The following is an 11323-nucleotide window of genomic DNA, read 5'->3' on the forward strand; positions in this document are numbered from 1 at the left end:
GGAGGCGGGCACCATTCTCGGGGCGGGTCTACTGATCTCGGCAACCACCGCCGCCACCTCGCTCGTCCTCGGTGCCCCGGCCCTCTCCTCGGCGGTCTTCGACCTGAACCTGCCAATCTTCGGCGAGGTCCACCTGGTTACCGCCATGTTCTTCGACGCAGGCATCTATTTGATCGTCGTTGGCCTGGTACTCGACGTCTTGCGCAGTCTCGGGGCCCGCCTCGACGCCGACAGCGACCCGACTCCGGTGCCGTTCGCTCCAGTCACCCAGGAGGTGCGCGGATGAGCGTCAACCTCGGCATGCTTATCGTGGCCGGTGTCCTCGCCGCCACCGGCGTCTACCTGCTCATGGAACGCAGCCTGGTCCGCATGCTGCTGGGCCTCATGCTGGTCGGCAATGGCATCAACATCCTGATCATCACCCTGTCCGGCCCAGCCGGACGGCCGCCGATCAAAGGCGCGGAATCAATCGGTTCGGCCACCGACGCCGACCCGCTCGCGCAAGCGATGGTGCTGACCGCCATCGTCATCACGATGGGCATCGCCGCGTTCGTGCTGGCCCTGACCTACCGACTGTTCGTCATCAACCGCCAGGACGACGACCTGGAGGACGACTCCGAGGACGTCAAGCTCCTCAAGGGCTCACTCAAGGACTTCCCGGACCGGGACCGCAGCGATGACCCGGAGACTGGCGCCGACACCGTCAGCGGGGACTTGTTCGACGCCCGCGGCAACCCGCTGACGCCCGACGAGTTCGCGGCGGCGCACCGGACTGTCATCGAAACCGACCTGATGCCCGAGGACGCCGCGATCATCGACCATCTGCCCGAGTACTCGACCGAGGAGATGCCGACCGGCGACGACGATTCCGATCTCACCGCGGCCCCCGCAGATGAGCCGGACGGGGGCCGCGCATGATTCCCCAGCCGTCGTGGATCACCGTCCTCATCGCGTTGCCAACCGTGGTGCCGATGCTGGGCGCCGCGCTCACCTTGCTGCGCGGCCGCAATCCGCGCTTCCAGCGGGCGGTGACCGTGCTGGCCATCAGCATCGCGCTCATCGCGTCGGCGATGATGCTCTACCTGACCAGCGTGCACGGCACCTTTGCGGTAAACATCGGCGGTTGGGGCGACAAGGGCTACCCGAACGGACCGCTGGGTATCACCCTCGTTGTCGACCGACTGTCCTCCCTCATGCTGGTGATCTCGACCATCGTGCTGCTGTGCGTCGTCGTCTACGCGATCGGCCAGGGCATTCGGGACGGCACCACCCAGCAGCCGGTGTCGATCTTTCTCCCCACGTACCTGATTTTGACCGCCGGGGTGTGCAACTCGTTCCTGGCTGGCGATCTGTTCAACCTGTACGTCTCCTTCGAGGTGCTGCTGGCCGCGAGCTTCGTACTGCTGACCCTAGGCGCCAGCGCCGACCGCGTGCGAGCCGGTGCGTCGTACGTCATGGTCTCGATGGTCTCGTCGCTGATCTTCCTGGCCGGTATCGCCTTCGCCTACGCGACCACGGGCACATTGAACCTCGCGGAAATGGCGCTGCGGCTGGAGTCCGTGCCGTCCGGTACGCGCAACGCGCTTTTCGCGGTGCTGCTGGTGGCGTTCGGCATCAAAGCCGCGGTATTCCCGCTCTCGACATGGCTGCCCGACTCGTATCCGACCGCCCCGGCGCCGGTCACTGCCGTGTTCGCCGGTTTGCTCACCAAGGTGGGCGTCTACGCGATTATCCGCGCCAACACACTGCTTTTCCCGGGCGGCTCACTGGACAACGTCCTGATGGTCGCCGGCCTATTGACCATGCTGGTCGGCATTCTGGGTGCGATCGCCCAGTCCGATATCAAACGTCTACTGTCGTTCACTCTGGTCAGCCATATCGGCTACATGATCTTCGGTATCGCGGTCGGCTCGCAGATCTCGGTCTCGGCGGCCATCTACTACGTCGCCCACCACATTCTGGTGCAGACCTCATTGTTCCTGGTGGTCGGGCTGATCGAACGGCAGGCTGGGTCGGCATCACTGCGCCGACTCGGCGGTCTGATCGCCAGCCCGGTACTGGCCGTCCTCTTCTTGATCCCGGCCCTGAACCTCGGCGGTATTCCGCCGTTCTCCGGATTCATCGGCAAGGTGGCGCTGCTCGAAGGCGGCGTGCGCGACGGTTCGGTCCTGGCCTGGTTGCTGGTGGCCGGCGCGGTGATCACCAGCCTGCTGACCCTGTACGTAGTGGCCCGCGTCTGGACCAAGGCGTTCTGGCGGCCGCGCGCCGACGCCCCGGAAGGCGGCCTCACCAACAGCACCGCGTCGGCGCTCGTTCCCGAAGGTGAGGATGTGCTGCTCGACGAGCGCGAGGACGTCGGCCGGATGCCGCCGGCCATGGTGCTGCCGACCGCTGCGATGATCGGTGTCGGTCTGGCGCTAACCGTGTGGGCCGGGCCGATCTTCGGTTTCACCGATGACGCCGCTGACAACCTCATCCGCGAGCCGGGTACCTGCGGCGCCTATATCAGCGCGGTTCTGGGATGTGCGAAATGAGCAATACCCCATACCGGGACCGCCCGCACGCCAAGCCTGCCGGTAAACGCCCGATCCCGGCCTTCTTCGGCAACCTGTGGCGGCAGAGTATTCTTCTGTTCGCGTGGCCATTGACGACGGCAATCGTCTGGCTGGTCAATCACCTGCGCATGCCCACTTGGATGGGCAGCGACCTGCGGGAGTTTGGGGTCCGAGCCTGGGGTCTGCTTTGGCTCACCGGGGTGTGGGTGCTGCTCTGGGGCAAGGTGTCGTGGGGCAACATCGTGATGGGCGTGATCATCGGCATCATCGTGATGAGTGTGCTGCCGCTGCCGCGCGTCCCGGTGGAGGGCCGCCTGCACCCGCTGGCCGCCCTCAATCTGCTCGTCTCCATGCTGTGGAACTTCTTCATCTCTTCGGCGCAGGTGGCCTGGGCTGCGATCCGGCCTGGACCGCCTCCGCTGGGCTGCGTGGTCCGGGTGCACCTGGCCATTAAATCGGACCTGGTCCTCACGCTGGCGGTGAACTACCTGAACCTGGTGCCCGGCACCATGGTCGTGGAGATCGATCATGTGCACCGCATCCTGTACGTCCACGTCTTCGACGTGCGCACACAGAAGCAAGTGGACCATTTCGCCAAGCAGATGGCGTATGTGGAACGACAGTTCATCCGGGCCTTCGAGCGCGACAGCGAATGGCATCCGAGCCCCTACCACGGTATCGACGACGACTACCACCATGTCCCCTACACCGATCGACAGCGGGTGGCCGACGGCGCACAGATCCGCAAACGTCGCAAGCAGAAGGAGAAGGACTCATGAACGTCGTCTGGACCGTCGCGGCGGCCCTGCTACTGACCGCGGTCCTGCTCACCCTGTTCCGGGCGCTGCGCGGCCCCAGCACCCTCGACCGTCTGGTCGGCATCGATACCCTGATCGCACTGATCATCTGCGGTCTGGCGGTGTGGGTGGCCGCCACCTACGACACCACCATCGTGCCGGCCATTGTGTCGTTGTCACTGGTCAGCTTCATCGGGTCCATTTCGGTCGCCCGCTTCCGAGTACGGGATGACGAATGATGGTTGCCGAGATCATTTCCGCCGTCTTCGTCCTCACCGGCAGCCTGATGGCGCTGACCGCCGCGATCGGGATTGTCCGCTTCCCCAACACCCTGTCGCGAATGCATGCGGCCACCAAACCGCAGACCTTCGGCATGACGTTGGTTCTTCTCGGCACGCTGATCCGTATCTCCGGGCATCCGGACGGCGGCATGCTGATCCTCACCGCGCTGTTCATGCTGATCACCGCGCCGGTGATCGCGCAGCGTGTGGGTCGCCTCGCCTACCGCGAACAGCGCGCCACGCAGAACGTGATGAACGAGTCCGATCTCTGCGTGCAGTGTCACGACGATACGGCCGACGATACGGCCCACCGGTCCAGCTAAGCGAGTTCGGCGACTACCGAATCGACGACGGCGCGCAGGTCGCCCGCGGCCTCATGGATGGCGCGCTGCCGCTGGTAGCTCGCGCCGCGCACCAGAATATCGGCGACTGAAGCGAGCTCGGCGGTGCAGCCAAGGTCGGCGGCGACCGGTTCCAGCCGGACCAGAAGGTCCGCCAGATCGTCGGTCACCAACCGCTCATCGCAGTCCGCGTTCTGAATGATGATGGCCTCCAGCCCGTACCGGGCGGCGCGCCACTTGTTTTCCTGCACCAGCCACGGCGGCATTGTCGGCAGTTCCTCGCCGGCGGTCAGCCTTCGGTTCAGATCGACAACGAGACAGTGCGTCAAGGCCACGAGCGCGGCGAGTTCGGCGCGGTTGGACACCCCGTCACACACACGCACCTCGATGGTGCCAAGCTGCGGTGAGGGGCGCACATCCCAGCGAATCTCGTTGAGGTGATCGATGATGCCGGTCTTCTTCTGGTCATGCGCGAAGGCCTCGAATTCGGTCCACTCCCCGAACTGGAAAGGTAGACCGGCGGTCGGCAATTGTTGGAACATCATCGCCCGATTGCTGGCGTACCCGGTCTCTTGCCCGGCCCACATGGGCGACGACGCCGAAAGCGCCAGCAAGTGCGGGTAATAGTTGAGCAAGCTCGACAAGATCGGCAAAACCTTGTCGCGGTGGTCGATGCCGACATGGACGTGCACCCCCCAGATCAGCATCTGGCGGCCCCACCATTGGGTGCGTTCGATGAGCTCGGCGTACCGACTGCCCTCGGTGAGCTGTTGCCCCGACCATTCGGCGAACGGATGCGTGCCTGCGCCGTACAGGTTGATCCCGAGTTCGGCGGTGACGCCGCGAACCTGGTCCAGGGTGGCGCCCAGATCGTCCATCGCCTCCCCGGTGGTCCGGCAGATACCGGTCACCAGCTCGACGGTGTTGCGCAGCAGTTCCTTGTGGATCTGCGTGGAGCGGGACAGCCCGCGGGCGGCGATCAGCTCGAACAGCGGATCGGCGGCGTTGACCAGGTCCCGGGTGCGCGGGTCCACCAGTGCGAGCTCCCACTCGACGCCGAGGGTGGCTTCCGGCGACGCCCGGAACGCGATCGGATCGAACCGTGCCGGCCGGTTCATCGACGACCGCAGGCTAGTTCGCCATGATGACGCCGCAGGCGGTCACGACATCGCCGGTCACCAGGACCAGGGTCTTGCCGTCCAGCTCGCTGGCGTTCAGGTTGACGGTCTGCCGCGCCGTGCCGTTAGTGTGCTCGTCGACGAAGACACCGGGCAGCGCACCGCCGGCGATCACGGTACCGGTGCCAGTGAAACCGGAGGTGGTTTCGACAGTGGCATCGCCGCCGACTGTGCCTTCCCGCTTCTGGGTGACGCAACTGTTTCCCGAGCGCACCTCAACTTTGTGTTGCCCCGGGGTCGCCCCCGAGACGCGCAGGTTCATGGTGGTGCTGTTCTCGGCGCTGACAAAGCTGGCTGCGCCAATGTTGTCGCCCGCCGAGCTCAGGAGCGCGACAGTGCCGACCGCCGAGCCGGCCGGGGCCGCCACCCCATCGGCGTTCACCAGGTCACCGGGAATCGCCTGCTGGCCGGTGATGACCGGCGGGGTAGTGCCCGGGACGTCCGAGGCATGCTCATCAGGGGTGCAGGCCGTCAGGGCCACACCGGCGATCCCCGCGGCAGCGAGGGTAGCGAGCACGCGCTTCGTCGTGGAGGTGAGGCTGGCAGTCATGGCATTCCTTCGGCTGAGGCTGGTTGGCTGGTTGGCTGGGCAGAAATTTGGGTCTTATTTGTTGACAACAATAACGGCGATCTCCCCCGCGCACGGCGCGAAAGCGGACGGCCGTTCGTCGGTGGTCGCACCACCCGGCACGGCCGCGGCGACTTGCTTCGCCTGATCTTCCTGGCCTGCGGGGTAGAAGACGGTGTTCTCGGTGATGGTGGCTGTCGACAGGTTGCCGGGTTCGGTGCCAATGGTGAAGCCTGCGGACTTCAGCTCACCGGAAACCTCGGCGGCTAGGCCTTTAGCGGTACCCGCGTTGATGACGCAGAGGGTGATCGACGAGGCTTGCGCCGTCGACGAACCCGCCGCAGACGACGTCGCGGCCGCGGACGTAGCGGCGGTCTCGGTCGGCACATTCTGCCCAGCGAGCTTGTCGTGGGCAGTTTCCTTACCGCTGTCCGAGCAGGACTTGATGCCGAGCAGCAGCGCCACCACGGCCACAGCAAGCAGCAGCATGGCCCCCGCGCGCAGAGGCAGGTGATTGTTTTCGCGGTCAGGATTCATCACGGCAACTCTAACCCACGCCAGACCCGGAGCCGCGTCAGGTGAGGTCGAACCCGAGTCGCCGCGCGGCCCGCGCCTTCTGGCGGGACGCACGCAGCCGACGGAGACGCTTGACCAGCATCGGATCGGCGGCCAACGCCTCGGGGCGGTCGACAAGCGCGTTGAGCACCTGGTAATACCGCGTGGCCGACAAGCCGAAGAGCTCCTTGATCGCTTCTTCCTTGGAGCCCGAGTACTTCCACCACTGCCGCTCAAACCCGAGGATGTCGTGCTCGCGGCGGGTCAACCCATCCGCCCCGACCTCATGCGGGTCAGGCTGGACCGACTGCTGCTCTGCGGCTGCGCCGTTCGACACCGGTGGGTCCCTTTCGTAGCGCTCGGGGAAATGACAGCTGTGTGCTTCGGTGAGTATCTAATCACGCCGCGCCGGTAGTCGCGACGATGACTCACCGGCGCGGCAACGGTTTCCTGGTCAGCAGTAAACTGCGCACTATGGCGATTCTCCCCATCTGCATTGTCGGCGAACCAGTGCTGCACCAGCCGACCACCCCCGTCGACCTTGACGACGCCGGGCGCCCCAGCGCCGAGATCGTCGAACTGCTCGACGATATGTACGAGACCATGGACGCCGCCAACGGGGTCGGGCTCGCCGCCAACCAGGTCGGCGCTGGGCTACGGATGTTTGTCTACGACTGCCCCGACGGCCCCTCCCGCCGGCGCGGTGAGGTGATCAATCCGGTGCTGTCGACCTCGGCGATCCCGGAGACCATGCCGGACCCCGATGACAACGACGAGGGCTGCCTATCGGTGCCGGGTGAGGGCTTCCCCACCGGGCGCGCCGACTGGGCCAAGGTGAGCGGCACCGATCGCGACGGCAACGCCGTCGAGATCGAGGGCACCGACTTCTTTGCTCGTATGCTGCAGCACGAAACCGGCCATCTGGACGGCTTCCTCTACGTCGACGTGCTGGTCGGCCGCAACGCGCGGGCCGCCAAGAAGGCCATCAAACGCAATGACTGGGGTGTGCCGGGACTCTCCTGGCTGCCCGGCGCGGTGGCCGATCCGTTCGGTCACGACGACTGATCAACCCGGGACATCCGTCGTGCAACCGCTGCCCGGAGATCGCGTCGTCGTCCGCTACCGACTCGGCGCCGGCGGTCCGGATGACTGGCGCGCGGCGAGCGGCTCCAATCCGTCGTTCACTCGTGCGCCAAGCCTCTCGGACATCACCGGATTTCTCCGCAGCTCCGACACCGCGGCGCTGTCCATCGAACGCGACGGCGTCCTGGAGCAGGTGCCGGTCGCGGCGATCACCGCAATCCGTCAACTGTCCGCGCGAACGGTGCGCAACACCGAGGTCCGGGCCGTCGAACGCCGACTGACCGACGCCGTGGGCGCCGCCGAGACGGCGACCCTCGACGGCTGGACCGTGCTGCACTCGCCAGACTCGTCCGCCGTGCGCGCCAACGCCGCGGTCCCGCTGGAGTTCGGCGCGAACGCGGGCGCACTGGAGAAGATCCGCGCCTGGTACACCGAACGCGGAAGCACCCCCCGCGTGATCGTTCCCGAACGACTGCTGCGCAGCGCGGAGTTCCCCGGCCCGGCACAGGAATACGAGGTCCTCACCAACAACGACGAGGTGGTCGAGGTGTCCGGCGGCGATCTGGACGAGCGAATGCGGTTACGTGAGAGCGGATTCGGCCTGCACCACACCTTCCTGATGATCGAGCTGGCAGCGGGCTGAGCGCCCCGTTGGCGAGGATTTTCGGGAACTGTGCTGATCGTCGAATACCGTTAACCACGATGTCTACCGAAGCCCGTCCTCCCGGACGCCGCGCACTCGTGCCCGCGGCGAGTGCCCTGATCCTGATCGTCGTCCTGCTCGCCACGTGGTTCCTGAGCTCGGGGTCGGATCAGGAGGGCAAGTCGGCGACTGCAGCCGCCGTTCCCGAGCGGGTCGCCGTGACCCTCGCCCTGATCGACGCGCACCAGTGGCCGGACGCGGCACACGCCCCGGGGACCCAGGGCGGCCGCCAGTTCGGTAACCGCGAAGGACTACTGCCGCCGACTGGCGCCAGCGGCGAGCGACTGCGCTTCCAGGAGTGGGATGTGAATCCGAAGCAGCGCGGGAAGGGTCGCGATGCGGAGCGGATCATCACCGCGCAGGACGGTTCGGCCTGGTACACCTTGGACCACTACCGGAGCGTCGTTCAGATCAGGGGGCCCGCACGTTGAGCACCACGCTGAGCGAGTTTCTGCGGGCGACGATCGACGGCGCGCCCGCCGTGGCGGTGACGGCCGCACCGGTGATCCTGCCGCGCGATATCGAGCACGGAGTCCTTGTGCGACACCTGGACGGGGCCACCATGCGCACCCGCGATGGGCTACTGCGCGAGTACGCCGAAGCCTGGAATTTTCCCGACTATTTCTGGCTGAGCTGGGCCTCCTTCGACGACTGCTTCGGCGATCTCGACGGCCAGGTTCCGCCGCAGCAGACCGCGACCGGCTCGGCGCCCGGCGGCGTGCTCACCGTCGTCGACCACGCGGAGCAATTCCTGGCCGATGCCGACGCCGACGACCTCGCGTACTTCGCGCAGCAGCAAAGCGTCTACCGCGACCTGTACCGCACCCCGAACGCCTACGGCGCCGACCGCCCGCACCCGCTAGCGTTCGGATTGATACTGCACACCGATGCCAGGCACCTGAAGTCTCTGCGCCGACGATGGGTCGCCGTCGGCGCCGAATCGGTCATCCTGGTTCCCGACGAGAAGGATTGAGCACATGCGGCTAGCCAGCTGGAACGTCAACTCGATCCGGGCACGCTCGGAGCAGGTCGTCGCGTGGATGACGCGGCACGCGATCGACGTGATCGCTTTGCAAGAAACCAAATGCCGCAACGACGAGTTCCCGCTGATGAGCTTCCTCGCTGAGGGCTACGACGTCGCGATGGCTGGCGACGGCGGCTACAACGGCGTCGCCATCGCCTCACGCATCGGCCTCGACGATGTGCACATCGGGTTCGACGGTCAACCCTCGCTGCGGCCCGGCGAGGCGCCCGAGCCCCGCGCGATCTCGGCGACGTGCAGCGGTGTCCGCGTGTGGAGCCTGTACGTACCCAATGGTCGGCGGGTCGACGATCCGCATTACCGCTACAAACTGGCCTGGCTCGACGCGCTAGCGAATGTGACTCGACTCGAACTCGGCCACGATCCGGCAGCGCAGATCGCGCTGGCCGGCGACTGGAACGTCGCGCCGCGCGACGAGGACGTCTGGGATCGCGACTTCTTCATCGACCGCACCCATCTGACCCCACCCGAACGCGCCGCCTTCGCCGAATTCGGCCGGGCCGGCTACGTCGACAGCGCCCGACCCTTCACCCCCGGACCGGATACGTACACCTTCTGGGACTACACCGCCGGGCGGTTCGCCAAGAATCAGGGTATGCGGATCGATTTCACACTCTGCTCGCCCGCCCTCGACGACCGCGTCCACGACGCCTTCATCGACCGCACCGCCCGCGGCGCCGACGGCGCCAGCGATCACGCGCCCCTGGTGCTCGACCTGTCCTGATTTCCCCAGATCGCTCACGAACCCGAACGACCAGCCCACCGATCGATAGGTAAGGTATGCCTATGATAACTCGGGTCGTCCGTCGTGCCACCGCATCCGTCGCGCTCCTGCTTTCGGTAATGCTGGCGGTCAGCGCCTGCAGCGCCCCGGACGAAGCCGGTGGGGACGGCGGCCCGGTGCAAGTGAACACACCACAGGGCCCGGTCACCATCGAGCACACCCCGAAGCGGATCGTCACGCTCGGCGCACAGTGGACCGACACCGCGCTCGCCTTCGGCGTCACCCCGGTCGCCTACCTTGACCAGGCCGCGATGCTCGGCGGCACGCCCGCACCGTGGGTGGGCGTCAAGCTGGAGCGGTCCACACCGCTGGCCATGGACAACCTGGTCGCCGAGATCGCCAAAGCCAAACCGGACCTGATCCTGGCCGAAGGCTTCATGGCCACCGCACAGCCGGAGACTTTCGCCAAGATCCGGGAGCTCGCGCCGACCATCCCCGGCGTCTCCGGTCAGCAAGTGGACAAGTGGGCGGACTTGGTGACACTGTTCGGCACCGTCACCCACCGCACCGGCCTGGCCAAGGAGATCATCGACCGAGTCAACGGCAAGATCAGTCAGGTGAAGGCGGACCTGCCCGGACTGAAGGGTAAGGCCTACGCATTGGCGTACATGTTCTCCAGCGATCAAATCCAGGTGATGGCCGACCCGAACGACGCTGCCGGGCTCCTGTTCACCGAGCTCGGCATGAAGGTCGCACCGAAGATCGCCGCTGCGTACGCTGCCCAGCGACAGCCCCGCTTCCCAATCTCTACCGAAAACGTGCCCCTGCTTGAGTCGGACTTCCTGGCGATCACCGCGCAGACCGACGCGCTGAGGACCGAGCTCCGCAAGCTGCCCGGTTACGCAAACCTGTCGGCGGTGCGCGATGGGGCTGTCGCCAACCTCAGCGTCGCCGAGATCACCGGCCTGAACCAGCCCAGCCCACTGTCCATCCCGTATTTGCTCGATCAGATGCGCCCGGAGCTCGAACGCGCCGCCAATTCGGAGTAGCCCGGTCCCGTCACCGGACGTTGCAGGGAACCTGCGCGAAGGAAGCCAGCTCGCACACCGACTCGTTGGTGAGCTTCCAGCGCCCGTCTTTCCACACGAAGGTCATGGGCAGATAGTTCGACTGATAGCCGGGGGCGTACAACTCCAGACGCGCGGTGGCCGTGGTGCCATTCGGCTTCACCGGGCCGACCAGGCGATAGCCCATCCCCATCGGCTCAAACTGCTTGCCATAGTTCAGCACCTTGGCGAGGGTGGCCGCAGCCGGCGCTCCGCCCTCAAGGAGCTCGCCCTTCGCCCGGTTCGATGCGCCGCTACGCAGCACCGCCAGGTCGGACTGGAACTGCGCGAGGGAGGGGGCGGTAGCTGCGACTACGGCGGCGGACGTGGTAGTCGCGGAATTGGCTGCGGCCACGGGGGCGGCTTCGGCGCTCACGGGCTGCGCGGTAG

General features: G+C 66.3%; 16 protein-coding genes and 1 pseudogene. 12 read left to right on the forward strand and 5 right to left on the reverse strand.

Going from position 1 to position 11323, the window contains the following annotated elements; all coding sequences use genetic code 11:
- The 6 genes from WAW85_RS02505 to mnhG form a co-directional block, all read left to right on the forward strand.
- The coding region (locus WAW85_RS02505; RefSeq protein ID WP_422558081.1) for an MnhB domain-containing protein at positions 1–286 on the forward strand (286 nt) is incomplete at its 5' end.
- Positions 283–918, forward strand: coding sequence for a Na(+)/H(+) antiporter subunit C (locus tag WAW85_RS02510; RefSeq protein ID WP_422558082.1), 636 nt, complete (start codon positions 283–285; stop codon positions 916–918). The genes WAW85_RS02505 and WAW85_RS02510, both read left to right, overlap by 4 nt.
- Complete coding sequence (locus WAW85_RS02515) at positions 915–2534, forward strand: Na+/H+ antiporter subunit D (protein WP_422558083.1); 1620 nt, start codon at positions 915–917, stop codon at positions 2532–2534. Before WAW85_RS02510 ends, WAW85_RS02515 begins: the two co-directional genes overlap by 4 nt.
- Positions 2531–3334 (forward strand): Na+/H+ antiporter subunit E, encoded by an 804-nt coding sequence (locus WAW85_RS02520; RefSeq protein ID WP_422558084.1) that lies wholly within the window; start codon positions 2531–2533, stop codon positions 3332–3334. Before WAW85_RS02515 ends, WAW85_RS02520 begins: the two co-directional genes overlap by 4 nt.
- On the forward strand, positions 3331–3591 hold the full coding sequence (locus tag WAW85_RS02525) for a monovalent cation/H+ antiporter complex subunit F (RefSeq protein ID WP_422558085.1): 261 nt from the start codon (positions 3331–3333) through the stop codon (positions 3589–3591). The genes WAW85_RS02520 and WAW85_RS02525 overlap by 4 nt, the downstream gene beginning before the upstream one ends.
- The gene (gene mnhG / locus WAW85_RS02530; protein ID WP_422558096.1) at positions 3591–3956 is read left to right on the forward strand and encodes a monovalent cation/H(+) antiporter subunit G; all 366 of its coding nucleotides are present in this window, start codon (positions 3591–3593) and stop codon (positions 3954–3956) included. The genes WAW85_RS02525 and mnhG overlap by 1 nt, the downstream gene beginning before the upstream one ends.
- Here the strand turns inward: mnhG and WAW85_RS02535 are convergent.
- Genes WAW85_RS02535 through WAW85_RS02550 form a run of 4 tightly spaced genes read right to left on the reverse strand, consistent with a single transcriptional unit; the run spans position 3953 to position 6612 of the window.
- Positions 3953–5092: a glutamate--cysteine ligase gene (locus WAW85_RS02535; RefSeq protein ID WP_422558086.1), complete on the reverse strand. Its 1140-nt coding sequence runs from the start codon at positions 5090–5092 to the stop codon at positions 3953–3955. The genes mnhG and WAW85_RS02535 overlap by 4 nt on opposite strands.
- 13 nt (positions 5093–5105) lie before the next feature.
- On the reverse strand, positions 5106–5702 hold the full coding sequence (locus WAW85_RS02540) for a hypothetical protein (RefSeq protein ID WP_422558087.1): 597 nt from the start codon (positions 5700–5702) through the stop codon (positions 5106–5108).
- Between the two features lie 54 nt (positions 5703–5756).
- Complete coding sequence (locus WAW85_RS02545; RefSeq protein WP_422558088.1) at positions 5757–6257, reverse strand: LytR C-terminal domain-containing protein; 501 nt, start codon at positions 6255–6257, stop codon at positions 5757–5759.
- A gap of 37 nt (positions 6258–6294) precedes the next feature.
- Positions 6295–6612, reverse strand: a complete 318-nt coding sequence (locus WAW85_RS02550; protein ID WP_422558089.1) for a DUF3263 domain-containing protein — start codon at positions 6610–6612, stop codon at positions 6295–6297.
- Between the two features lie 137 nt (positions 6613–6749).
- On the opposite strand from WAW85_RS02550, the gene WAW85_RS02555 reads away from it, so the two are divergent.
- From WAW85_RS02555 to WAW85_RS02580, 6 genes are all read left to right on the forward strand, one after another.
- Entirely contained in the window at positions 6750–7340 is a 591-nt protein-coding gene (locus WAW85_RS02555; RefSeq protein WP_422558090.1) for a peptide deformylase, read from the forward strand.
- 19 nt (positions 7341–7359) lie between these two features.
- The gene (locus WAW85_RS02560) at positions 7360–8001 is read left to right on the forward strand and encodes a GNAT family N-acetyltransferase, cg3035/Rv0428c family (protein ID WP_422558091.1); all 642 of its coding nucleotides are present in this window, start codon (positions 7360–7362) and stop codon (positions 7999–8001) included.
- Between the two features lie 59 nt (positions 8002–8060).
- Positions 8061–8492, forward strand: a complete 432-nt coding sequence (locus WAW85_RS02565; RefSeq protein WP_422558092.1) for a ribonuclease domain-containing protein — start codon at positions 8061–8063, stop codon at positions 8490–8492.
- Positions 8489–9034 carry a barstar family protein gene (locus WAW85_RS02570; RefSeq protein ID WP_422558093.1) on the forward strand — a complete coding sequence of 182 codons (546 nt, stop codon included), beginning with the start codon at positions 8489–8491 and terminating at the stop codon, positions 9032–9034. The genes WAW85_RS02565 and WAW85_RS02570 overlap by 4 nt, the downstream gene beginning before the upstream one ends.
- A gap of 4 nt (positions 9035–9038) precedes the next feature.
- Positions 9039–9827: an exodeoxyribonuclease III gene (locus WAW85_RS02575; protein ID WP_422558094.1), complete on the forward strand. Its 789-nt coding sequence runs from the start codon at positions 9039–9041 to the stop codon at positions 9825–9827.
- 62 nt (positions 9828–9889) lie between these two features.
- Positions 9890–10876 (forward strand): ABC transporter substrate-binding protein, encoded by a 987-nt coding sequence (locus WAW85_RS02580; protein WP_422558095.1) that lies wholly within the window; start codon positions 9890–9892, stop codon positions 10874–10876.
- Positions 10877–10886: 10 nt separating this feature from the next.
- Here WAW85_RS02580 and WAW85_RS02585 read toward each other — a convergent pair.
- Positions 10887–11323 (reverse strand): annotated as a pseudogene (locus WAW85_RS02585) (hypothetical protein); the annotation flags it as partial.

Source organism: Gordonia sp. (in: high G+C Gram-positive bacteria) (assembly GCF_049299075.1).
GTDB lineage: Bacteria > Actinomycetota > Actinomycetes > Mycobacteriales > Mycobacteriaceae > Gordonia.

What these genes read in the sequence shown, in the direction of transcription:
- WAW85_RS02575 (WP_422558094.1), top strand. Translation starts at nt 9,039, where the DNA reads ATGCGGCTAGCCAGCTGGAACGTCAACTCGATCCGGGCACGCTCGGAG.
- WAW85_RS02510 (WP_422558082.1), top strand. Translation starts at nt 283, where the DNA reads ATGAGCGTCAACCTCGGCATGCTTATCGTGGCCGGTGTCCTCGCCGCC.
- WAW85_RS02545 (WP_422558088.1), bottom strand. Translation starts at nt 6,257, where the DNA reads ATGAATCCTGACCGCGAAAACAATCACCTGCCTCTGCGCGCGGGGGCC.
- WAW85_RS02555 (WP_422558090.1), top strand. Translation starts at nt 6,750, where the DNA reads ATGGCGATTCTCCCCATCTGCATTGTCGGCGAACCAGTGCTGCACCAG.
- WAW85_RS02565 (WP_422558092.1), top strand. Translation starts at nt 8,061, where the DNA reads ATGTCTACCGAAGCCCGTCCTCCCGGACGCCGCGCACTCGTGCCCGCG.
- WAW85_RS02515 (WP_422558083.1), top strand. Translation starts at nt 915, where the DNA reads ATGATTCCCCAGCCGTCGTGGATCACCGTCCTCATCGCGTTGCCAACC.
- WAW85_RS02540 (WP_422558087.1), bottom strand. Translation starts at nt 5,702, where the DNA reads ATGACTGCCAGCCTCACCTCCACGACGAAGCGCGTGCTCGCTACCCTC.
- WAW85_RS02520 (WP_422558084.1), top strand. Translation starts at nt 2,531, where the DNA reads ATGAGCAATACCCCATACCGGGACCGCCCGCACGCCAAGCCTGCCGGT.
- WAW85_RS02525 (WP_422558085.1), top strand. Translation starts at nt 3,331, where the DNA reads ATGAACGTCGTCTGGACCGTCGCGGCGGCCCTGCTACTGACCGCGGTC.
- mnhG (WP_422558096.1), top strand. Translation starts at nt 3,591, where the DNA reads ATGGTTGCCGAGATCATTTCCGCCGTCTTCGTCCTCACCGGCAGCCTG.
- WAW85_RS02535 (WP_422558086.1), bottom strand. Translation starts at nt 5,092, where the DNA reads ATGAACCGGCCGGCACGGTTCGATCCGATCGCGTTCCGGGCGTCGCCG.
- WAW85_RS02580 (WP_422558095.1), top strand. Translation starts at nt 9,890, where the DNA reads ATGATAACTCGGGTCGTCCGTCGTGCCACCGCATCCGTCGCGCTCCTG.